Below are 24,381 nucleotides of genomic sequence, written 5' to 3'. Positions count from 1 at the left end.
AGACTCCTTGCCTGCAAAAAATCAGCGGCATTACGTTATGCCGCACTCATACACATTTCATAATACTATTTCCATAAGCATTATGTGCAATATGGGAGATTTTCAGTCGTTTCTACGCCGAAACATGTAATTTCTGTGAAAAATTCAATACCGGGCGCTACGGTGGAATGTATGGTTGTAAATAAAGCTGGAAGACGAGCGTCGAATTCGTGCAAAAACGAGCCAAGAAGCGTATCGTCACAATCACAAAAAAATACGAATACACCAGCCTCTCTTCCACCTCGTGGACAAGGCTCATACGGCTCATATCATTCTTCAGGTTCCGGCAATAGCAACCGAGGCTCAAGACGAGAACGCTCACGCGCATACACTCGTCAACAGCGCAGAAAGACTTGGCGCGGAAGGCACCCTATTATTTTTTGGGCACTAATACTAATTTTTGTACCTATTTTAATCGGCGCAGCAATTTTTGCTTATATGTACGCAACTACCGACATACCTGCTCCTGACAAAGTTGCTATGGCAGATAAAACCAAGGTTTATTACGCAGATGGAAAAACAGAGTTGGGGTCTTTTGCTGAACAAAACCGTGAGATTATTAATTGTTCAGTTCTTCCTAAATACGTTGGACAGGCAATAGTTGCTTCAGAAAACCGCTCCTTCTACCAAGATGGCGGAATTGATTTTAAGGGAATTGGCCGCGCTCTTATTCATAACGTTACTAAACGTGGTCGCTGGGGCGGCTCTACCATTACACAGCAGTACGCCGAACGCTACTATCTTGGCGAAACTAAAACGTATCTCGGTAAACTTCACGAAGCTATTTTGGCTTTGAAAATCGCTCAAACACAAGATAAAGATACTGTTTTATGCAATTACATGAACACTATTTATCTTGGACGCGGCGCTTATGGTATTCAAGCGGCAGCAAAAGCTTATTTCGGCGTAGAAGCTAAAGATCTGACATTATCTCAGGCAGCTCTTTTGGCGGGCATAATTCCTGCTCCAAGTAGTTGGGATCCTGCAATCGGCCCTAAAGAAGCCAAGATTCGCTTTAAGCGAGTGCTGAAAATTATGAAAAAAGACGGCTACATTACGGCTTCTCAGGCGGCAAAAGCTGAAATTCCAAAAACAATTACACAAACTACGCGAAATATGTATGCAGGCCCTCAAGGCTACTTGCTGCACATGGTTCGCGACGAGTTGACTAGTAATGGTGCTTTTAGCCAGGAAGATCTCGATAGTGGCGGATACCGTATTATTACTACGATTGATAAGTCTAAACAAGATTTAATGTTTAACGTTGCAAGTCCTTCTCAAGGCGGACGTGGGATTGTGCCGCAAGGATTGCAAATTGGCGGAATTTCCGTAAACGCAAAAGACGGCTCGATTATTTCGGTTTATGCAGGCGACGACTATTTAACAAAACAGTTAAATAACGCAACTCAAGCACTTTATGAGCCTGGATCTACAATGAAGCCTTTTGCTTTAATTGGCGCAATTCAAGCAGGCACAAGTCTTGACACAATGTTCAACGGAAATTCGCCGCGCAAGTTTGACGGTATTGAAAAACCTGTTGGAAACTTTGCGAACGCAAGCTACGGCATGATTAACTTGTATAAAGCAACTGCAGATTCCGTTAATACGGTCTATATGGATTTGCAGAGTAAACTTGGCGCTAAAAAAGTTGCGCATACAGCTGTTACTGCAGGACTAAGCCCTAAGAGAGTTAATGGTAAAAATCCGTTTACCGTACTCGGTAATGATTCGGTTCATGTAAGCGAAATTGCGCGCGCTTACGCAACTTTTGCTAATCAAGGCAGACGCCCAGATTTGCATATTGTTGCTAGCGTAAAGAATCCTGATGGCAAAGAGTTTTATCGTGCGCCAACTGTTGGAAAGCAAGTTTTCTCGCCAACAGATGCCGCATTAGCCACAAAAGCAATGGTTGGAGTAGTCCAACACGGTACTGCAACCGAGGCTAGATCAATCGGAAGGCCTGTAGCTGGTAAATCTGGAACAGCAAACGACGAAACCGCTGGAAGCTTCGTAGGATTTACGCCTAATATTGTTACGGCTTTTGCAATTTGGAATCCAGACGCAAATGGCAGCCCGCAAGTAATTAAGCCATTCCACGGGTATCTTGGCGGAAGCGACTACCCTGTTCACTTGTTTACTAGGTACATGCGCCAAGCTGTAGCAGGAACTCCTGTTGCTAAATTCCCTGAAGTAAAAGATACTGGTAAGATTGGTGGGCCGGACGGCACGTGGGGCTTAGGCGATCGACATGCTTACACTCATGATGAAGATGAAGAAGATAAAAATAAGGACAAAGATAAAGATAAGGATAAAGATAAAGACGATTTAGACCCTGACCATATCAATCGTTCGGACAATCCGTGGGATAGCTATACAAGTAGCGGAAGCTACGGAAATAGTTACAGTGGCAGCTACGGAAATTCGGAATCTGGAAGCACTGGCGAAAGCCAATCCGACGCTTCGACTCCACACAGCGGGCAGTAATTACAGAAAGTATAAGGAATTATAAATAGTGGAACAAAAAACTGAAAAATCAGAAAAAATTACAAATACACAATCGAGCAAGAATATTTTGCGTGCGGTGTTTTGGGATATGGATGGCACGCTTATTGATTCGGAACCGTATTGGCATGAGTCTGAATTTTATTTAGTAGAAAAATACGGCGGATATTGGGATGAAGATTTAGCTTGGGAATGTTCTGGCGGATCTTTGGAAACAGTTGCAAACAAGATGATTCCTTCCGGAACTAAACTTACTGTAGAAGAAATCGGCAAAGGAATGGTAGATTACGTTGCAGCTCGCGAAGCTGAGCGCGTTCCGTGGATTCCAGGAGTTCTAGACCTTCTTAAAAGCCTCACAAATGCTGGTATTCCTTCTATTTTAGTCAGCAATTCGCCGCGTTGCCTAGTAGAAAATATTGTTAAGCATGCTACAGAAGGCGCTTTTGCTGGATACGTTTGTGGCGACGATGGTTTTAAGCCTAAGCCAAGCGCTGAGCCATATTTGGCTGCTGGAAAAATGGTTGGTATTTGTGGAAGCGAGGAAGAAATCGCTGAACAAATGGCTCACTGCGTGATTATAGAAGATTCTTTATCTGGTCTTACTGCTGCAGTTAATTCTGGAGCTACTGTAGTTGCGCAAACTGGTTTTTCGCGCGCAAATATTGAGGAAAGTAAGCATCACGCTGAGCTTAATGGGTATGAAGGTGCGAGCGCAAAAACTCTTGAAAATATTGTTGTTAAACGCGCCAAGCTCGCCACAGAACAACAGATTTCTCGTCTTTAATTGCGTTATTATCGCTTGCGCTTGCATACTCTGATAACGAATAAGACGACGGCAAAGCTCGGCGCTCAGTGCGAATATCTCGCCTCCAGCGACGAGCATTGCGCGAACGCTGCATTTCCACAATATCGCCATCTGCGTTTGCTGCAAAAATATTGCGTTCTGAAGACTCTGCGGCTTCTGTTAAATGACGAACTTGCCTTTTAAGCTGTCGATTTTCTTCTTGCAAATCCAGAATTTGCATAATTCCAGCTAAATTGATACCTTCATTTTGGCTTAAATGCTGAGTTTGTACAATTCTGCTTATATCTCGCAAAGAATATCTGCGAGCGCCACCTTCTGTGCGCTGAGGCATGATTAAACGCAAACGATCGTATTGACGAAGTGTTTGCGGATGAGTATTGGTAAGGCGTGCTACATGGCTGACGGTAAATATTGGCAAATCGATTGTAAAACCTACTTCGTCCGCGCCGTCAAGCGTTGCACTACCCCGCACTAAAGCAACTGCGCACATTTCATACAGTGCTTTAGTTTCACGCGTTATAGGTTTCATAGCACGCCTTCCTTTACTTTGCTTTTACTTTTCTTAATTTATTTTTACACTAATTTTGTCTCAAATTATTAATTTCTTCCGCGTAAGATTCGCCGGCAGTCTTATCAAATTCTTTTGCTACACGCTTAAGCAACATATTTGCTCGTTGCGGCAAACGAATTTGCACAATACCAACGAAATCGCCATTTTCTCCCGGAACTCCAGCGCCTTTCACACGAACCTCATCTCCGCTAGATGAGCAAGCTGGAACTTTAAACGTAACAGGATTGCCATCTACGTCATTAAGCGTAACTTTTGCCCCATGCACAGCTTCGCTTAAAGTTAGCGGAAGAGTTGCAACTAAATCATTTGCGCGCAAAGTGAATTTATTAGATTCTTCCACATGAACTTGCAAATACAAATCTCCTGCAGAACCGCCGAATCTTCCTGGCTTTCCTTTGCCCTTTAAACGAATTTTTTGACCGTTTTTTACTCCGGCTGGAATATGCGTTTTAAAAGTCGAGCCGGCTGCACGCAGCGAAACAGTAGCGCCCTTAAATGCCTGCTTAAAAGTGAGTTTAATATCTGTTGTTATATCGTCACCTTTTGTAGGCACGTTTTGGTTTTGCGCACTTTCGTACTGCTCGTCGCCAAAGTTGTTTGCGCCTTGGAATGAAGACGCACCAGGATTTTGACGTCCGCCGCTAAACATGGAAAAAATATCGCCCATATTTGGGCCAGCGCCACTAGTTGCGAAACGAATGCGCGAGCCGTTGCCGCCCATACCGCCCATGTTGCCCATGCCGGCTCCTCCATTAAACATGGAGAAAATATCCGAGAAGCTTGACGCATCAAATCCGCCTGCTCCGCCGGCTCCACCGGCAAAACGAGCGCCGCCTGCACCAAATTGACGAATAGCATCGTAGCGTTGGCGCGTTTGGCTATCTTTTAGAACATCATAAGCTTCAGAAACGTCCTTAAACTTTTCTTCAGCTTCTTTTGTTTTGTTCAAATCCGGATGATACTTACGTGCTAACTTACGATACGCTTTAGTAATCGTTGCTTCGTCAGCGTCTTTGGAGACACCTAAAACTTTATAAAAATCTTTAGCTAACCACTCATTTTCAGCCATTTGTGCCTCCTTTCTTTACAAGCACATTGGCTATTTCGCTTTTTGACCAAATATAGCCTGCTCGTGCCAACTCTTATGAGCTAACACGAGCAAGTTTTATGCAATAAAGTTACGACTAAGAGTTTCGCTAGGAATTGCTTGGTGAAGAAACGACCACACGAGCGGCGCGAATAACGCGCTCTCCTATGCGATACCCCGCCTCAACCACAGCGTCCACAGTTTCTTTTGTAGCGTCTGGATCAGGGCGATGCAAAACAGCATCGTGCTTTGTAGGGTCAAAGTCTTCGCCTTTTTCGCCGAACTTTTCTACGCCAAACTTTGCAAAAGCCTTATCAATCTTGGTTGCAACAGCCTTAAATGAATCATCCATTTCGCTGTGTTCGCGAATACGGTCAATATCATCCAAAGCTGGAAGCAATGCTGTTAGCACGTCAATAATTCCATGCTGTCGGAAACGATCCTGCTCTTTTGCAGAACGATTGCGGAAGTTAATAAACTCTGCTCGCTCGCGCTGCAACGCTTCTAAGTATTCAGCAGCCTCTTTTTTAGCTTTGCCTAAAGGCGTTAAGCTGCCGTCGTCTGCATCTTTACTATCTTTCGATTCAGAAGATTCAGAAGATTCAGAAGAATTTGCAGCATTTGCAGAATCCGCAGAATCTGCAGAAACGTTAGCATCAGCCTGCGCGTCAGCTTTCGTTTCTGCACGATTCGCGTTTTCAGCTTGCTTTGAAGATTGTGCAGAAGTCTTCTCAGAATCTTCTGCAGTGTTTACATCCAGCGAGTCAGAATCTTCCATTCCCTGCAAATATTCGTTGGTGTTAAAGTCGGACATTACTTGTTGTCCTTATCGTCCTTGTCGTCGTCCACCACTTCGGCGTCAACCACGTCATCATCCTTAGAGGCAGATTCAGCACCAGCATTTGCACCAGCCTGAGCGCCAGCAGCAGGACCAGCTTGAGCACCAGCAGCACCCTGCTGAGCGTAAAGCTGCTGACCAATCTTCTGAGCAGAAGTCATCAACTCGCTCTGAGCAGACTTAATCTTCTCAACGTCGTCACCCTTCAAAGCTTCCTTCAAAGCGTTAACCTTTTCGGTAACTTCCTTGGAGATTTCGTCGGAAAGCTTGTCTTTATTGTCGTTCACAAGCTTTTCAGTCTGATAAGCAAAGGCTTCTGCTTGGTTGCGAACTTCAGCTTCTTCCTTACGCTTCTTATCTTCAGCTTCGTGAGCTTCAGCTTCCTTAACCATGCGGTCGATTTCGTCCTTTGGAAGGCCGGAACCGCCTGTAATAGTCATGGACTGTTCCTTGCCAGTGCCCTTATCCTTAGCGGAAACGTGCACAATGCCGTTGGCGTCAATATCGAAAGTGACTTCAATCTGAGGAACGCCACGAGGAGCTGGAGCAATACCAGTCAACTCAAAAGTGCCAAGAGGCTTGTTATCGCGAGCAAACTCACGCTCACCCTGGTAAACCTGAATCAACACGGATGGCTGATTATCTTCAGCAGTGGAGAATACTTCCGAGCGCTTCGTAGGAATAGCAGTGTTGCGGTCAATAAGCTTTGTCATAATTCCACCCTTGGTTTCAATACCCAAGGAAAGTGGAGTTACGTCAATAAGCAGAACGTCTTTGCGGTCTCCCTTAATAACGCCCGACTGCACAGCTGCACCAACAGCCACGACTTCATCTGGGTTCACAGACTGGTTAGCTTCCTTACCACCGGTAAGTTCCTTTACCAAATCCTTCACAGCTGGCATACGAGTAGAACCACCAACAAGAACCACGTGATCAATCTGGCTTACGGAAATTCCAGCGTCAGAAAGCACGTTGTTAAATGGCGTACGGCAGCGACCGAGCAAGTCGGAAGTCATTTCCTCAAAGTGAGCGCGAGTCAAAGTTTCATCCAAATGCACTGGAGTGCCGTCAGGAGTCATTGCCAAGTACTGCATAGAAATTGAGGTGGAAGTAGAAGAGCTAAGCTCCTTCTTTGCCTGCTCAGCAGCTTCCTTCAAACGCTGCAAAGCAATCTTATCCTTGCTCAAATCAACGCCATACTTGTTCTTAACTTCGCCAACAAGCCAGTCGATAATCTTCTGATCCCAGTCGTCGCCACCCAAGTGGTTATCACCATTAGTAGCCTGAACCTGAATTGTGGAGAATCCGTCGTCATCCTTACCAATTTCAAGCAAGGACACATCGAAAGTACCACCACCCAAGTCGAATACCAAAATGCGCTCGTCTTCCTTGCCCTTTTCGAGGCCGTAAGCCAAAGCTGCAGCAGTTGGCTCGTTAATAATACGAAGCACGTTCAAGCCTGCAATCTTACCTGCGTCCTTAGTTGCCTGACGCTGAGCATCGTTGAAGTATGCTGGGCAGGTAATAACGGCATCGGTTACTGGCTCGCCCAAGTAAGCTTCAGCATCGCGCTTCAACTTCATCAAAACCTGTGCGGAAATCTCCTGTGGAGTCCACTTCTTACCGTCGATTTCAACAGTCCAATCAGTGCCCATATGGCGCTTTACGGAGCTAATTGTACGATCAACGTTTGTTACAGCCTGACGCTTAGCAACTTCGCCAACCAGAATTTCGCCGGACTTGCTAAATGCCACAACAGATGGTGTGGTGCGAGCGCCTTCAGCGTTCACAATAACGGTTGGGCTGCCGCCTTCAAGAGTAGCGATGCAAGAATTAGTTGTACCCAAATCAATACCTACTGCACGTCCCATAATTTCTCCTTAACTAGGTATTGCACGTTTTGTGCAATTACGTTTTCCTTTAAGTTTTGTAGTTACGTGAGCTGAGCTTTATTTAGATTCCTTATTGGAAACTAGGTAAATCACCAGCTTTTTTACTTTCCAAAACTTGAGCCTACTACACTCAACTTGTAAAAGTCAACTTTTATTCCCAAAAATTACAAAAAACTTTATACAACTAGACTCAAGTTTTGCAATTTGAGCAAATATAAGGAAAACTTCACGCGCTGAACTTAAAGTGTCGAAGTGAATTATTAAGCGCATTGTAACGCGCCAAAACACCAATAAGCGGCGTGCCAATACCGGTTATAAGTTTAATTGCTTCAGTTGCCATCATTGCGCCAACAATAGCCGCAGTCGCGCCTAATACTGCCGATTTTGGCACCGTTTCTTCCGGAGGTGGGCAAGGATACAAGTCGCGCAATCCTGGCCCCTCTCCAGGCATAAAAACGCTTACTTGACCCTCGTAATAAAGCACCGAGCCATAAACTTCCGGAGTTCCCTCACTCCATGCAGAATCCGCAATCAAAAAGCGAGTAGCAAAATTATCGCAACCGTCAATTATCAAGTCGTGATTTTCTACAAGCTGCTTTGCATTATCTTCATTAAATCTATTTACAAGGTTGATTTTTAAGCCAGGAGATAGCGCCTGCAAGCGTTTAGCTGCAAGTTGCGCTTTAGATTGGCCGCACTGATCAACAGTGTACAAAGTCTGCCTTTGCAAGTTAGAAAGCTCAACAACGTCGTCGTCACAAATTGTGATTTCGCCGACTCCTGCTGCAGCAAGCGAAAGTAGGCATGGAGAACCAAGTCCACCTGCTCCAACCATGCAGATTTTCGCATTGCGAAGTAACTGCTGATGTTCATGTGTAAAGCCCGGCAGGAGCAAGTGGCGGCACGTGCGCTCTGCCTCAAGCTCCTGCAGGTTGTCGTAAATTTTATTAATCGTCATGCTTAAATAAATATGCCGAAATTCATAGTACAAAATTTACAGCACGGAATCAGCCCAAGCGCGGCCCTCAACAGGCGAGGAAGCGAGAGCATGATTTCGCATTGGAATACGCCCAGCGTCGTGAGCAAGCTTTCCAGCAGTTACAGCAGCAGCCATTGCGCGGCCCATCTTAACTGGATCTGGGCAACGAGTTACAGCGCTTGCAAGAAGCACGCCGGAGCAGCCGATTTCAAAAGCTTTAACAACGTCGGAAGCAGTGCCAACGCCGGCATCCAAAATCACAGGAACGCCAGCTTCCTTGCATTCGCGCACAATCAGCTCAATATTTCGAGGATTCAAAATACCAAGACCAGTACCAATTGGAGCGCCACCAGGCATAACAGCCTTCACACCAAGCGAAACCAAACGACGAGCCACAATCGGATCGTCATTCGTGTAGCAAAGCACGCTAAATCCTTCTTCAACGAGCTTTTCTGCAGCAAGCAAAACTTCGCGAGTATCTGGGAGCAAAGTATCGTCGTCTGCAATCACTTCGAGCTTAATCCAGTCGGTTCCAAGAGATTCGCGAGCCATTTTTGCTGTAAGCACAGCGTCATGCGCAGTTTTGCAGCCTGCAGTATTTGGCAAAACGTTAATATTGTGACGCTGCAACATGCCGTAAATATCCACGCCTGTTTTTGCGTGACGACGCAAAGCAACCGTTGCTACTTCCGCACCCGAAGCCACAAGCGACTTCTCCATAATGTCAATGCTTGTCATGCCGCCAGTGCCAAGCAAAAGCCTCGAATGTAAAGTCTTACCACAAAGTTGCCAAGTATCGGCACTTTCTTGCGTATTGTTTTCAGAATTATTTTCTGTCATTTTAAGCCTTTTATTTAAAATTTAATATTTTGTAAGTATCAGCCGCCTTGAACTGCGCTGAGAATCTCGATTTGATTCCCGTCGCAAATCACAGTCGATGCCCACTGATTGCGCTTAAGCACATCGTCGCCAATAGCAACAGCTATGCCAGGACCAGCGTCTGAACCGTAACGTTGAGCAATGAGCTCAGCAACAGTTAACCCATCTTGAACTTCAATAGTTTCACCATTGACGACGATTTGCATAATTCAACCTTTATTAACGTCTATTAAAATTGCGCAACTAAAACTTGCGTTACTAGAAACTTGAGCTACTAGAAACTTGCGTTACTAGAAGCGAGCAGGATTGCAGCTTTCCAAGAATCCCTTTTCCTTCTCGGTCAACTCTTGCTCAAGCACAAGCTTTGTAGTCAAAGAAGAGCCCAAAGCGGTGAGCAAAATGCCGTGACGGAAGTAGCCAGTGGAAATCGTAGTATGCGTCTTAGGATCAATACCAATGAATGGCAAATCGTCCGGAGTTCCAGGGCGGCCGCCAGCGGTAACCTCAGTAATCGAGCATTCCTGAATGCCAGGAAGCACGCTTGCGGCATCGCGAAGCAAGTCGAGCACGCCACCGACCTTTGGAATATCGCGGTCGTCTTCGCGAGAAGTAGCGCCGAGCACAAGCTCGCCAGTTTCCTTAGCGCGAGGCACTAAATAAACTGGACGGTCATGCACAAATCCACGAACCACAGAGCTCAAAATTGGACGCAAAGGCTCTGGAATAGTCATACGAATCATATCGCCCCACACAGCGCGAAGCTTAAGCTGAGGAAGCATATCCTTAGCTCCCAAGCCGGATGCCAAAACTGTGTCAGGACCCAAATCGTCTGGAGTGCTTGCGCGACGCTCAATAACAACACCGCGCTTTTCGAGTGCGTCAATCATTGCTGCAGTGAAAAGACGAGGGTTGATTTGATGATCGTCCGGCACGCTTACAGCGCCAGCAATAGTTGGCGAAAGAGCAGGTTCAATTTCACGAAGCTTACTCACAGAAATATGCTCAGCTCTACGTCCGTAACGGTGCTGCAAGTTTAGCAACTCATTCACGTGCTCGTTATCTGCAGCGTCGCCGCCGATTACGTAAGAGCCGCACTCTAAATAACCGGTTGGCTTATCAGTATACTTTGCAACCGAATCAACCAATTCCTTATACATGGTTGCGGACTCAAACATAAGTGGATACAACGCTTCTTGCTGATATTGCATTTCTGCGGTAGGAGCTAACATGCCGGCAGCATGGTGAGAAGCGCCAGAGACTGGATCCGGATCAATTATGCTAACTTTTACGCCGGCTTCCGTAAGTCTCCACGCTGTTGCTAAACCAATAATACCTGCACCAATAATACGAATATTTCGCATATATACTCCTTCCCTACGGCGGCATTACCCGCATCAGGTTTACGGTCGGCTTTCGCCCTCTCAGCCTGTATAGAACAAGCTCCCGCGTTTCGTAGCTTTGACCTTCAAAACTGCGATTGTAAAGCACTGCAATATTGCCAACTTTAGCGATATTACAAACGCTACAGATAGACGTAACGAAATTATGTGATTTTCGTCACACTACCGTGTAGCATTCTAACACTTTTACAAAAAATCTGTTAATTGAGACGGCATGTCAAATCACAAAACTAAGCATTTTTCGTTACTAGCGCAGTACAGTTTCTGCGCAAGTAACTTATCTCACGTTTGGAGCAATTAGCTTAGTGCAGCACTCCAAACGCGAGAAACATACCTCACATTTGGAGCGATTGAAGATAAGTTTCGCTCCAAACGTGCGCGACGACCTGCTTTCGCGCGCGAAAGCAACTCGGAGCGTGAGCTTGCTCAAGTTGAAAGCACGGTGTGCTTTCAACGCAAGCTCAGTAGCGAGCGCGTTAACCGCGCGAGCGTTCTTTCGTGCAGCAGCATGAAAAAAATCCCTCGCGAAATATCGGAAGATAATCGCGAGGGATTTTAGGCATGCGCTATAAGTTACTCTTTAGAGTGCTTGCGACGGCGAGAAGCCACGCCTGCAGCACCAAGACCAGCGAAGATTACAGCAAATCCTGCAAACAAGCCAGTTGCAGCACCAGTCTTAGCAATCTTATGACCAGATGAGCCACTGAAACTATTAAGCAACGCAGCCTTAGCATCCTGAAGCTTCCTCAAAGCCGCATCAACCTGAGCCTGCGTAGCATTAGGATCGTTAAGCACGCTCTTAGCCTCAGCCAAAGCCTGCCTGTAAGCCACAGCCTCAGCAGTATTAGCATTAGTCTCCACAGCATTATTAACTTCGATTTGCAAAGCAGACTTATCTGCAGATCCATTGGAAGAATCGCCTAAACCGTCAGAGTCGTAGAAGTGACCATAACCATTGCCGTAGCCATATCCGAAGCCATTTTCTGAATCAGAGCCAAAATCAGCACCGGATTCAGAGCCACTTCCATTTCCGCCACGACCGAATGGATTATTAATCTTATTCTTAGCTGCAGCAAGCTTCTTCAAAGCCGCATCAACCTGAGCCTGCGTAGCATTAGGATCGTTAAGCACGCTACGAGCCTCAGCCAAAGCATCCTCATACGCATCAATATCAGCCTTGTTACCAATAATGAAGTACGGCGACTTACGGAAGTTAGCATCATCATCAGCCTCATCCTGAAGCTTAGACTTATCAGTCTTGTTAGAATCGGCAATCTTCTTCTTAGCCTCTTGAAGCCTCTTCAAAGCCGCGTCAACAGCTGACTGGCTAGCAGAGGAGTCATTTAGCACGGAATTAGCTTCATTTAAAGCATTCGTGTAATTTTCAAGATCTTTCTTCGCATCCTCGTCTGCAGGAGTTGCGTTAGCCTTAGCTTCAGCATTCTTATACTCCGCAGATTCATTGAACTTTGGAGTTATTATGTTGCCGTCAGAATCCTTACCTTCTACTTCGTTTCGAAGCTTAGATTTATCTGTACTAAACTGGCTGATAGCTTTCTTAGCATCTTGCAAAGCCTTCAAAGCTTCATCAACCTGCTTTTGCGTGGCGTTTGTATCGCTTAGAACCTTATTTGCGTCTGCTAAAGCCTTTGTATACGCAGTAGCCTCACTAGAACCAGCAGCATTCTTAAACTCTGGAGTATCTTCGAACTTCGGAGTAATTACTTTGCCGTCTTTATCTTTACCGTCAATCTCATTTTGCAATGAAGACTTATCAGTGTTGAACTGCGCATCGTTTTCGATGTCGGACTTTGCTTTCTTCAAAGCCGCAAGAGCCTCGTCAACTTCTTGCTGAGTTGGATGCTTACTAAGCGTTTGATCTTCAGCATCCTTTACAAGTTTGCGCGCTTTCGTTAATGCTGTGTTGTAAGCATCAAGCTTATCTTTTGCATCCTTGTATGCAAGAGAATCTTGATTGCCTTTAAGCTTTTCAAGAAGATACTTGGCATTGTTAATCTGAAGCTTGTGCTCAAACTTATCAGCAGCAGGTTCGCCAGTTGCGTCATCTGCCTGAGACTTTTCAGTTTCAGACTTAAGATCTGCGGAATTGGTCTTATATGCATCAAGACCTGTTCGAGCCGCTTCAAGTGCAGCAAGAGCCTCATTTACCTGCGCTTGCGTTGGCTTTTCTTCTGCAGGAGTGCTAGTATCCTTACTCTTTGCGAGCAATTCATTGGCTTTAGCGAGCGCAGAATCGTACGCTGTCTTTGCTGCGGCAGCTGCGTTATTTCTATCTGTATCAGGAACAAGATTTCCAGATGCGTCTGCCTTCATAAATTGCGGATTAGAAGCATTCCTATATGCGTCAGAAGTTACAGTTCCCTCAACAGCTTCAGCAGTATCAGTCTTAGGAGAACCGTTCTTGACAACACTTTCTTGCAGCTTAGCAAAATCAGTGTTGTATGTGTCCAAAGCCTTGCGTGCTGCATCAAGATTCTTAAGCGCAGTATCTACTTCCACTTGAGTTGCGTCTTGCTTTGCAAGCGTATCCTTAGCAGACTTAAGCGCATTGTCGTACGCTGTTTTAGCGGCAGAAGCCTGCGTATTCTTAGAATTGTCTTCACCACTATCGTTCTTAAACACAGGATTATCCGTGTTCTTATATTGAGGCAGTTGCTTAGTGTCTGCATCAGCATCCACCGACTTACGCAAATCATCCTTCTTGGTCGCGTAAGTAGAAAGTGCCGCGCGCGCTGCCTCTAAGCGCTTAAGAGCTGCATCAACATCTTTCTGCAAAGCCTTATTTTCAGGATGCTTTTGCACGCCGTCGAGGAATGTTGAGGAGCTTGGATCACCTGTGCCTTCCACAGAATCATCGATTACTGCTCCACTAGCATTCTTGTCTTTATCAACTTGATTTGCTAAAACTTTCTTTGCAGCAGCAAGCGCGTTATTATACTCATCAACAATCTTCTTAGCTGCTTCTGCTTTAGTGTTTGCTTCCCCCGTAAGCGATGCATCGCTTGCCTTAGCAGCCAACGCTTTTGCATTCTTGTAAGCAGTTGTGTTTTGAGTCACATCATCTTGATCTGCAGAAGTTTGCAAAGCAGACGGCTTAGTTGCATAAGTTACAATAGCATCGCGCGCTTTATCGAGTTTAGCTTTTGCTGCATTAATCTCTTCCTGTGTAAAAATGGTAGTTGTTGTGGCAGCATCAATCCTTTGCTTAATAGTTTTAGCTTCCGCGTACGCATCGTTATACGCAACAAAGTCCTTACCAGCCTGCGTCTTTTTAGCAGCATCAGCTCCGTTTTGGCTTTCCTCATACGCATTAAAGTATGCAGGAAGCTTATTACCGCTGAAATTATTTGCAAGGGTCTGAATTAAGTCATAGCTATTTGTTTTAAGCTTATGCAAATTCTCTTCGGCTGTTTTAAGATTGTTGAGCGCATCATCTACCTGCGCTTGCGTTGCCTTAGGATTATTAATAACTTCCTTTGCTTTTTGTAGAGCCTCATCGTACTTAGATGCGTACTGCTTAGCTTCTTCCTTATTTAAACCTTCAGGAAGATTGTCATCAAAGTATTTGTCGTAGGTACCGTTCTTATAGAAAACGCTCTTCTGATTTTCACCATCGCCGTCGTGGTCATGACTTTGCAAAACCTGCGCATCAAGAACAGACTTATTCGTTGCCTTAGCATCAATTGCTTTCTTGGCATTATTAAGCTGCACAATAGCCAAATCAACATCGGCTTGCGAAGCATTCGGGTCAGCAAAAAGCTCTTGCGCTTTCTTTACAGCTTCATTGTATTTATTGCGCTCTTCTTCTGTGGCGTTCTGATACGCAGGATCAGCTGTTGAAATATCACCAGACGTACCAGTTTTCACCTTGGCATCAGATGAAATAATCTCGCTCAACTTATCTTTGTTGGTTTCAAACTCATCCAATGCTCTGCGCGCTTTATCAAGCTTCTCTTTGGCAGCGTTTACTTCTTTTTGCGTAGCATACTGGTTTGCGTTTACTTTTTGAGCTTCTGCAAGAGCTTCATCGTACGCAGTTTTTGCCTGAGTAGCTTTATTATTCTTCTCTGTATCAGGCGAACCATCCGCTTTCTTAAATTGTGGATTAGCTACGTTCTTATACCTATCAGTTGCATGCGTTCCAGTAGCTGCCGCTCCCTGTGCGGTTGAAGCAGTCCCCTGATCCGTAATATCTTTATTAAGATCTTTCTTATCTGTAGGATCACCATTAAGAGCTTTATACGCTTTATTTAGCTTAATAGCCGCGTTATCAATATCGGCTTTCTGCTGCTCTGTAAGATTCTCTTTAGCAGTATCTTTAACGTCTTTATAAAGATTATTGGCCTCACTAAGCGCAGTATCGTAATTATTCCTCAAAGTATCCGACGCATTGTAATACTTTGACTTAGTTGGCACTTTTTTGTCCCCAACCTGCGCAGTTGTATACTCATCAATCGACGCCTTCAATTTAGTTTTATCATGCGAAGGCTGCGGCACAAACAGTAAGTTAATAGAGCTAACTGAGACTGCAAGCTTAAAATACGAATAATCGTACGGAGCCAAATACAAATGAGCTGGATATACCTTGCCACTCTTAGCAGCAAGCTGCATATGGGCATCATTGCCAAAATGATAATCCTGCACATCTGAATTATGGTCATCTAAATTATGATCCGAATTATCAATTGCAGGATTACCATTCCAATATGGGCCGCCCATATTGCCCATCGTAAGCGAAGTTGTTGGGTTGTCCTGAGCATCGAGCAAATAGTGCATATTAGATCTTTGCCCTTTACCATTTCTGCCTTCGCTAGCAAGCGTCTCTCCGCCAATTATCGTGCGCAAACCAGAATTGGCAATTTTGGGCGTTGCTTTCAAATATTTAACAACATTTTCCGTGTTGAATTTCTGCGCTTTTGTGGCATCATAGCGGTAAATAAGCGTATTCTTGTCACTACTCCAGCTAAAACCTTCATCGGTGTTGCGCCCATCCATTTGCTGCTTAGTCCACTCAAGGTTATAGTCCTTACGAATATCAACTGCGCGTGTAAGCTTGCCGTGTTTAATATCCGACTTAAACTGCACATACGCTTTATCTGTTTTTATCGTAACAGTGATGGTATTTTCTGCCATACCATTTGAAATTGCCCTATGAGGACCATCATCAATCCAGTGAGCAGTATTACCTGAATACCAATCAAATTTGATTTGATCTTTGCTTGTAAGCCCAAGATTCGTATTGCTTTTATTATCGTCAAATAACTTTTGCTTAATGCGATCAAGCTCGTCGTTAGAAAAACCGATTGGATTATACACAGGCACAGCATTATCGCCAGAAGGGATGGTAATCTTAGATTTATCAATCTCTTTTATGATTGCATCATCCAAGTTAATTGTGTCTGTATAGTCACCCTGCCCTGGAATTATTTGCCCAAAATTAATAACAATTTTCCTGTTATCGCCAAAAGTCACTTTATCAACGGAAACTTTATTTGCTTTAGCTACACGCTTCCTAATCTCAAGTTTTTCAGAATCAGTCAAATGCTCAGGATCTTTGATTACTGGCTTATCAAAATTAAGATCAGTATTTGGGAACATTGGCGGCATTGGGTAATCTTCATCATCCCCATCGTCAGCATTAGTAGCTAACACCATAAATGGCGAAGCTGTAGATTTTAGCTTAGGCTGCTCTGCCTCGTCTCTATTTGCATTAGGCTGATTATCTTCAGTTTTCTTTACTTCAGTTTGCTTTGCTTGAGTCTTTTCTACTTCAGGCTTCTCTACCTTAGTTTGCTCAACATCCTTCTTAGAAGGCAGACCCCCCCCCATTTGGTGTTCAGGAGTTTCAGTCACATTCTTCTTCTGAACCTGCTTATCGTTAACTTGTTGCTCATTCTTCTGTTGCCCGCCTTTTTGAGCATCACTTTGAACAACCTGTGAATCTTTCACCTCTGCAGCTTTTGCAATATTCGCAGGAGTAACGCTAAAGGCTAACGCAGCACCGGCAAGCACTCCGGCAGCGCCTATAGTGAGTGCAGCCACTTTGCGTGTATTCACAGCTTTCGCAATAGCGCTGCTAACAGAAGCATCCAAGATTACCTTGCTCTCACGCTTTACAGACTTTGAACCCATAATTCCTCCTCTTCAAAATGCACTTATGCTCTCTAGGCTGTAAATTATGCCACGTACGCATTTAAAAATGCATCCAAATATGCGTAAATGTATATTTCTGCATAAAGCAATCTTTTAGCGTATTTTATTGCGTCCATACAGCCCGTTAATGATGAATTGTACCATTTCGCAGTCAATTTTCATAGGGTCTGTTTGCCAATAAACAGACCTACTCACTCAACCGAACGCAGCAAAATCTCCTCAAGCGCATGCTTTACCGAAACAGGCAGCGTGCAACGCCATTGCGCCCACTTAACTACAGATGGCTGATCAGTTGCGTAAGCGTTAAGCATATCAACGCTGTTGCGATACTTTTCTGCTTCCGATTCGTTTTCGTATTCAAGAGTTGAGATTGCAGCAATAGCGCTTGCACTTCCGCCAGCCTCACGCACTGCGTCAAAAGCCATTTCCTTACCGCGGTACGGCACTTGCGCTTGAAGCAGGAATCTGTAAGCGTCACCAACTTTAGGATCGGCAGCGATTTGCAATCCACCGTCAACAATTACGCGAACTTCCGAACGAGCCGGCACGTCTTTTACAGAAACAGTTAAGCTCAAAGTCGATTCTTCGCCTTCGTAAGAAATTGCAAAATCGCTTGCGTTAAGCTCTCGGCTTCCTACAAATACGCGCACGTGCGCAAAATCTGCGCAAGCAACTCCTCTAAACACAACGTTCCAGTTGCGTTTTTGCGGCACAGATTCTACGGCAGCTTCCGCACCTTCTACGCCGGAAATAATAAATTGCGTAGAAGAATTGCCGTCTCGCCACACAAAATTCATACGCGTGTCGGCAGTATTACCAGCAGACGCTGCAGCAAAATCACCGTTGTCCTCTCGCATCACAAATTCGCCGTCAGCTCCAGGGAACACGAGCACGCGCAAATTACGAGGATTTTCAACACTATTAACAGATTCAGCAATCTCAGCACTACGCTCGCAATCTGCCACTTCTGGCAAAACTTGCGTAGGCACAATCGCTCCAGCACGCGCAAAAGCAGGAACGCGGTCAATCGCGCGCCACGCTTCAAACCTGCGACCATTCCAGCCGCGAGACACGTACCTGCGCCCGTCAAACAAATCGTACCAGTCACCTTCAGGCAACCAAACTCCAGCGCATCCGCGCAAAGTAGCAGCATCGTTAGGCGAAGTAATCGGCGCTACTATAAGCTCGCTTCCAAAACGGTATTCGTTAGGAATTTCGTAAGCCATTCCAACTTCCGGCGACTGCCAGTACATTGGCTCAATAATCGGCCTGCCATCAAAAGCTGCACGATAATTCATCGTATAAACGTATGGCAAAAGTTCCGCGCGCAAGCGAAGCATTTTCACCATTGCTTCGCGAGTTTCCTGAGGGAAATTCCACGGCTCTTTTCCAGCAAACGGTGAGCAAGTCGAGTGCAGACGATTGATAGGACTAAACGCGCCGAAAGCATACCATCTCGCTTCCAACTCGTTATTTCTAACGCCAAGCATGTGGCCGCCAATATCGTGACTCCACCATCCGTAGCCAATATTTGAAGCTGTAGAAGTGAAGTAAGTTTGGAAAGCAAGGGAATCCCAAGTAGTAACGGTATCTCCCGAGAATCCAACTGGGTAGCGATGCGAACCAGGCCCCGCATAGCGAGAGAATGTAAGCGGCCAGCGGCCGTCGCGCGCAGCATCCTCATAATGCATGTGGTTCAGCATCCAAAGCGGATCCAAACCAGGCTCGCGCGTCACACCACCCTGCTGCCAATCAATCCACCAAAATCGCACGCCTTCATCTTCCATGCGATGATGCATATTGAAGTAAGCTTCAACAAATTGCGGGTTCGTTAAATCAAATTCCACAGCTTTGCCGCTCGCCGGATCAATGCCAGCATCTTGCGCAACTTGCGCATAATCTTTTTCAAACGCACGCACTCCGTCGCGCGGATGCAAGTTCAAAGTTGGAGACAATCCAGCCGCGTTAAGTTTACGCAAAAAAGCGCGATGATCCGGGAAAAGCTCCTCATTCCACGTGTAACCCGTCCAACCGGAACCATACTTCGAATCAACGTCCGTCACATGCCAATCCATATCAATAACAGCCGTGCTAAAAGGTATGCCTTCGCGCTTAAAACGATTATGCAATTGCAAATATTCGTCTTGACGGTAGCGATAGTATCTGCTCCACCAATTACTTAACGCAAAACGTGGAAGCAGCGGCTGAGCGCCTGTGAGCTTATAAAAGTCTTGAATTGCTTGAATGTAGTGGTGTCCGTAGCCGAAGAAGTATAAGTCTTTATATCTTCCTGATTGCTCGCTAACTTTTTGCGCACGCGACTTAACCCAAGCCCCATACGGGTTTGGTTTGCCATTTATTTCCTCAGCTGGCACAATTTCGCAAGTTGCAGAATCGTCTAAAACAGACCATCCGTCGCGCGAAAGTATTCCTTTACCAAGTTTTACTGGGCCGTTCGCCTGATCCAAAGTTCTAAAAGTTCCAAGAAGATTTCCCGGGCAGTCGTCGCCGTAATGCCACGTGTTAAATTGAGTACACGGCACTCCGCGCACAACAATACTTAATCCTTCTTTACTAAAAGCTTCGCAATTATAAGTAAGATGCAGCTTTTCAGTTTCGACTTCCAGCCATCCGTTTTCGTTTTTGCGCGCACTAAATTGAGGCTGAGCATCCGAGCTTTTGTGAGCAAAATTGCGACAGATTACAGTTTGCGTAGGATTGTCAACAAACTTTCCGTCGTCACTCCACTCAAGACGCAACAACGAATCTGTAATAACTGTAATTCGCCACTTTTCGCCTTTAATTACCTGAGTATCCTGTGCTTTTGCGTTTGAATCAGTTACGTACTTATAAAAAATTCCCGACTTGGAAAAGTCCATTTTTGCACCTTTGCTTTTTATTAATTAACGCGCGTTTTTATTTGACGAATACTGCGAATAATGCTGCAATCGCCAGCATTACCGGATACCATGCGTACATTGTCCAGCGAAATACTGGCGAATCCTTATGGCCGTCTCCGTAAGGGCTGCGATAGTGCAAAACTGCCACGCCAATACCAGGCGCAAGCATCGACATAGCGCCAAACATGCCGGAAATCAGCTCCATGCGAATTTCATGCTTTTGCATCAGCTCAAAAATCAGCACAAACACAAGGAATAGCGCGCCTCCCCAGAAAATTTGTTGACGCACATAAACTTTGCCAATAATATTCCACAATAATCCTGCAATTACTACTGCAGCATACGAAACACTGCGCAAAAAACCGCTAAAACGCTCTCGAACCATGTCAATTCCCATAAGAACAAACAGCGCAATTACGAGCGCAAACACTGGATTTTGCGAGCGCAAATCAAACGCGCAACCGGATGTAGTAAGATCGTACGGCACTTCGCAAATTATTGCCAAAATCAAAAGTCGCAATATATAAAGATTCACGTTATGCGTATTGTGATACCCGCGCATAAGAATCCACGCATACCATGGCAGCGCAGTCCAACTAACTACTTCGCAAAGAACCGCGAATGTAAGAGCAAGCATATTATCTTTGCGCAAGCCGCCGAACAAATGCGGTATTACGGGAGCGCTAAATGCACTAAGCATCATCATGAATGCGCCAAGCATTTTAAACTTGCGCAAAGTAATGCCCATTTTTATGTTTTTATCTGCACGAATTTTAGGCTTTAGCACATCCATGACTTGCACTCCCTCGTATTTCCACGAATTGTTTCGCATAACACTTACTCTAAGTAACGTTCTAGCGTTCTTTTTAAGTAACGTTCTTTTTAAGTAACGCTTGCTTATTTTTTACTGCTCTGTTTTACTACCGTTTATTGTATCGCAGTATTTATTGCGACTTAAAGCGGCAGATTGAATATTGCAAAACTTTGCGCGCCGAGTTTCAAAGAATTTCCGCAGCTTAATACTTCGCCGATTTTTAGCAAAGGATTTTCTACTGCTTCCTGAGTAAGATTTGCCAACGTTTCAAACGGTACCGTTTCGGCGTTCATTCCAGGGTTCATAACAACGATGCTTCTTTCGACAGCCGATTCTCCCTCGTTACTTTTTGCGCAACGCTCGTAAGCAAATCCGCGGCCGTCAACAGGAGCATATAACACTCGCCATGATGCGTCAGCTTGCAAAGAAGCGCGACTATGACGAAGCGCAATAAGTGAGCGCACCCACGAAAGGAAGGAATCTTCGCAATTAATTTGCGCAGAAACAGTTGGAATTTCGCCACTTTCTACAGCTTGTTTGCGAGAATTTGCGCAAGTTCTTCCATCTGCTCGCACTTCAACAGGCAAGTATAATTTAGATTTTGCAGCTGTTGAGAATCCGAGATTTTTTGTGTCATCCCACTGCATTGGCGTGCGCGTGCCCGTACGAGCATAACCGCCTTCTTTTGTTGGAATATCGCGATATTTCATTCCAATTTCGTCGCCGTAATACACAAAAGGCACGCCTGGCATTGTAAGTAGCATTCCGAAAGCTACTCTGCGCTCACGCTCATCTAAGCGCGGAGCCATGCGCGGCGTGTCATGATTGCAAGTGATGAAACTAAAGTAACCTTGGTTGCAAGTTGACTCATATTGTGGGCAGTAGTCGTCTAAGAATGGGCAAATGCTGCCACCACCTCGCGCCGAAAAGTAGCTGTGATCATGTTCAGGATTGCTATCTAAAGCGTTATCAACATCACGAGCTAAACGTGCGTAGCCGTTAGGATTTCCATCCCAGCGCCAGCTTAAATAAAAGTCCATGTCAAACCCAGCTGCCAACGCCTGACGCGGCCTGCCCCATTCGGAAACGAAAGCAGCCTGCGGATACTCTTCTTTTACAGCGCCCAGCATTTCCTGCCATGCGCGAATTGTATTGTCTTTCCCAAGACTTCCTTCGCCATTATTGTCATCGTTTTTTACAAGCGAATCAGCCATATCAACACGGAAACCGTCAGCGCCGAGCGAAAGCCAAAAACACATAACATCAACCATTGCGGCGCGAGTTTCGGCAGCCTCTTTAGAATCAGGCGAAGATTGCCAATCGCGATCCCTATGTGCAAAACCGTAGTTTAATGCAGGCTGGCATTTGAAGAAGTTTAGAATGTAGGTAGCATCTCGCTCGGTTTCTCCGCCAATAAAAGGCATAGAATAGCCACTAAATGCGCTGTCTGTCCAAATGTAGCGCTTGCTTAACTCGTTTTCTTGAGCTTTTGAACTTTCGCGGAACCACTCATGCTCTTCACTGGTGTGACCTGGCACTAAATCAAGCAAAATATGCATTCCACGAGTGTGAGCTTCATTAAAAAGCTGCTGCAAGTCTTCGTTAGTGCCGTAGCGAGCAGCTACTTTTTTGTAGTCACGCACATCGTAACCAGCGTCTTTAAAAGGAGAGTCGTAGCAAGGATTAAGCCAAATTGCGTTGCAGCCAAGCGATTTTACATAATCTAATTTTTCAATAATTCCTTGAATATCTCCTATACCATCGCCATTTGCATCATAAAAACTTTGCGGATAAATTTCGTAAAAAACCGCGTCTTTAAGCCATTGAGCATGATTATATAATCCCATTGCTTTACCCTTCTTTTGTTGCTATATAAAGTTTATACGACGACACTTTAAAAACATATTATTCAAAAAAATACAAACAACCCGCCATTCATTTGCAAACGACATAATATCCGTGTATACTACACATTGCTTACGAACGGATTTTTGTGAGACTTGTGACGCTGCTCTACGCAGCTATCGCGATGTTGCGCCACAACGAAATCCGTTACTACGCCACCAAATGATATGCCAGTTTTGGCATGATATAGGAGGTCAAGGATGACGAATATTAAGAAGATGCTGGGTGCAGGTCTTGCTGTTGCTACATTGTTTGGATTTGCAGCTTGCGGTTCTAGCACAAACACCGATAATAAGGCTGCTGAGTCCGGCCCTGTTCAGCTTACAGTTTGGTCTGCTTCTGAAGATCAGAAGGCAGGCGGTTGGGTTGACACCGTCGAGAAGGAATTCCAGAAGGCCAATCCAAACGTTAAGTTCAAGAACACTGTTGTTGAGCCACCAAAAGCTGCTGAGTCTGTAAAGAAGGACGCAAAGGCTGCTGCTGATGTTTATCTCTTCCCTAACGATCAGCTTGGCGACTTGGTTAAGGCTGGCGCAATTGGCCAGTTGAGCGATGACGCTGTAAAGCAGGTTAAGGAACAGAACGAAGATACTTTGGTTAATTCCGTCACTGCTCAGGACGGCAACATGTACGGCGTTCCTTACACCGGCAACACCTGGTTCATGTACTACAACAAGGCTAAGTTCTCCGCTGACGAAGTAAAGTCCCTCGACAAGATGCTCGAGAAGGGCAAGGTTGCATTCGATCTTAGCAACGCTTGGTACCTCCCAGGCTTCTACCTCGGTGGCAACATGACACTCTTCGGCGAGAAGGGCACTGATGCCAAGGCTGGCATGAAGCTCGGCGACAAGGCTGCTGAAGTCACCAAGTATATCGCAAAGCTTTTCGCAAACAAGAACTTCGTTCTTGACGGCAACAGCGCTGGCTTGAACGGCCTCAAGAGCGGTAAGGTTGACGCTTACTTCTCCGGCTCTTGGGATGCTGCTGATGTAAAGAAGGCTCTCGGCGACAACTACGCTGCTGCTGCTCTTCCTACCTTCAAGACTGAATCCGGCGAACATCAGATGAAGTCCTTCGCTGGTTCTAAGGCTGTTGCTTACAACCCTAACTCCAAGCACCCAGAGATGGCTGCTAAGTTTGCTGCATTCTTGGGCTCCAAGAAGTCCCAGCAGATTGCTTACGAGAAGCAGGGCGTTATTCCTTCCGACAAGTCTCTTGCTGATTCCGTGAAATCTGATCCAGCTGCTGTTGCTCAGATGGAAACCATTGCTAAGACTTCTGTCTTGCAGCCAGCAATCCCTGAGATGGGTAGCTTCTGGGAGCCAATGGGCAACTTCGGTAAGGCAATTGCCAATCATGAAGTTACCGAAGCAAATGCTGATGCTAAGACCGCTGACTTTGCCAAGGGCTTAGCTGGCGCCGTAAAGTAAGCATTTACTTTCGATAATTAAATAAGTTTATATAAATGCGTAAGTGAAAATTACAAGTAACTTGTGCATTTGCAAATAGCACGCCCCAGTCCCCACTCTAGTGAAAAGGGGCCGGGGCGTGCTATTTATATATACTTCTCTAAAGCACTCACTGTTTATATGAAAG

The 24,381-nt window shown here is 45.3% G+C and carries 15 protein-coding genes and 1 riboswitch; of the genes, 3 read left to right on the top strand and 12 right to left on the bottom strand.

Going from position 1 to position 24,381, the window contains the following annotated elements; all coding sequences use genetic code 11:
- Window positions 1–171: 171 nt before the first annotated feature.
- Window positions 172–2,523, top strand: coding sequence for a transglycosylase domain-containing protein (locus ACLD5M_RS05080; protein ID WP_410314729.1), 2,352 nt, complete (start codon window positions 172–174; stop codon window positions 2,521–2,523).
- Window positions 2,524–2,551: 28 nt separating this feature from the next.
- On the top strand, window positions 2,552–3,325 hold the full coding sequence (locus ACLD5M_RS05075; protein WP_410314728.1) for an HAD family hydrolase: 774 nt from the start codon (window positions 2,552–2,554) through the stop codon (window positions 3,323–3,325).
- On the opposite strand, the gene ACLD5M_RS05070 is transcribed toward ACLD5M_RS05075, so the two are convergent.
- The 12 genes from ACLD5M_RS05070 to ACLD5M_RS05015 form a co-directional block, all read right to left on the bottom strand.
- Window positions 3,279–3,875 carry a heat shock protein transcriptional repressor HspR gene (locus ACLD5M_RS05070; RefSeq protein WP_410314727.1) on the bottom strand — a complete coding sequence of 199 codons (597 nt, stop codon included), beginning with the start codon at window positions 3,873–3,875 and terminating at the stop codon, window positions 3,279–3,281. The genes ACLD5M_RS05075 and ACLD5M_RS05070 overlap by 47 nt on opposite strands.
- Before the next feature lie 49 nt (window positions 3,876–3,924).
- Window positions 3,925–4,986 (bottom strand): DnaJ C-terminal domain-containing protein, encoded by a 1,062-nt coding sequence (locus ACLD5M_RS05065; RefSeq protein WP_019260522.1) that lies wholly within the window; start codon window positions 4,984–4,986, stop codon window positions 3,925–3,927.
- A 127-nt stretch (window positions 4,987–5,113) separates the two neighbouring features.
- Window positions 5,114–5,818, bottom strand: coding sequence for a nucleotide exchange factor GrpE (grpE, locus tag ACLD5M_RS05060; RefSeq protein ID WP_410314726.1), 705 nt, complete (start codon window positions 5,816–5,818; stop codon window positions 5,114–5,116).
- A complete protein-coding gene (gene dnaK / locus ACLD5M_RS05055; protein WP_004137127.1) occupies window positions 5,818–7,713 on the bottom strand; it encodes a molecular chaperone DnaK in 1,896 nt (631 codons plus the stop codon). Before dnaK ends, grpE begins: the two co-directional genes overlap by 1 nt.
- A 247-nt stretch (window positions 7,714–7,960) precedes the next feature.
- On the bottom strand, window positions 7,961–8,692 hold the full coding sequence (locus tag ACLD5M_RS05050; protein WP_410314725.1) for a HesA/MoeB/ThiF family protein: 732 nt from the start codon (window positions 8,690–8,692) through the stop codon (window positions 7,961–7,963).
- A 36-nt stretch (window positions 8,693–8,728) separates the two neighbouring features.
- Window positions 8,729–9,553, bottom strand: coding sequence for a thiazole synthase (locus tag ACLD5M_RS05045; RefSeq protein ID WP_019260519.1), 825 nt, complete (start codon window positions 9,551–9,553; stop codon window positions 8,729–8,731).
- A 38-nt stretch (window positions 9,554–9,591) separates the two neighbouring features.
- Window positions 9,592–9,798 carry a sulfur carrier protein ThiS gene (gene thiS, locus ACLD5M_RS05040; protein ID WP_004574745.1) on the bottom strand — a complete coding sequence of 69 codons (207 nt, stop codon included), beginning with the start codon at window positions 9,796–9,798 and terminating at the stop codon, window positions 9,592–9,594.
- Window positions 9,799–9,882: 84 nt separating this feature from the next.
- On the bottom strand, window positions 9,883–10,953 hold the full coding sequence (thiO, locus tag ACLD5M_RS05035; protein ID WP_004104781.1) for a glycine oxidase ThiO: 1,071 nt from the start codon (window positions 10,951–10,953) through the stop codon (window positions 9,883–9,885).
- Window positions 10,946–11,049, bottom strand: a riboswitch (TPP riboswitch). It overlaps the preceding gene by 8 nt.
- A gap of 516 nt (window positions 11,050–11,565) precedes the next feature.
- A complete protein-coding gene (locus ACLD5M_RS05030) occupies window positions 11,566–17,145 on the bottom strand; it encodes a hypothetical protein (RefSeq protein WP_410314724.1) in 5,580 nt (1,859 codons plus the stop codon).
- Window positions 17,146–17,357: 212 nt separating this feature from the next.
- Window positions 17,358–20,045, bottom strand: a complete 2,688-nt coding sequence (locus ACLD5M_RS05025) for a TIM-barrel domain-containing protein (protein ID WP_410314723.1) — start codon at window positions 20,043–20,045, stop codon at window positions 17,358–17,360.
- 37 nt (window positions 20,046–20,082) lie between these two features.
- The gene (locus ACLD5M_RS05020; protein WP_410314742.1) at window positions 20,083–20,859 is read right to left on the bottom strand and encodes a TraX family protein; all 777 of its coding nucleotides are present in this window, start codon (window positions 20,857–20,859) and stop codon (window positions 20,083–20,085) included.
- A 161-nt stretch (window positions 20,860–21,020) separates the two neighbouring features.
- Window positions 21,021–22,727, bottom strand: a complete 1,707-nt coding sequence (locus tag ACLD5M_RS05015; protein WP_410314722.1) for an alpha-amylase family glycosyl hydrolase — start codon at window positions 22,725–22,727, stop codon at window positions 21,021–21,023.
- A gap of 258 nt (window positions 22,728–22,985) precedes the next feature.
- On the opposite strand from ACLD5M_RS05015, the gene ACLD5M_RS05010 reads away from it, so the two are divergent.
- On the top strand, window positions 22,986–24,215 hold the full coding sequence (locus tag ACLD5M_RS05010; protein ID WP_410314721.1) for an extracellular solute-binding protein: 1,230 nt from the start codon (window positions 22,986–22,988) through the stop codon (window positions 24,213–24,215).
- The last annotated feature ends 166 nt before the right edge of the window (window positions 24,216–24,381 follow it).

Origin of the sequence: Gardnerella sp. Marseille-Q9185, from assembly GCF_046508745.1 — a bacterium.
Taxonomy (GTDB): Bacteria; Actinomycetota; Actinomycetes; order Actinomycetales; family Bifidobacteriaceae; genus Bifidobacterium; species Bifidobacterium greenwoodii.
The sequence above is the reverse complement of the archived record's forward strand: the minus strand, read 5'-3'. Positions and strand labels throughout refer to the sequence as shown.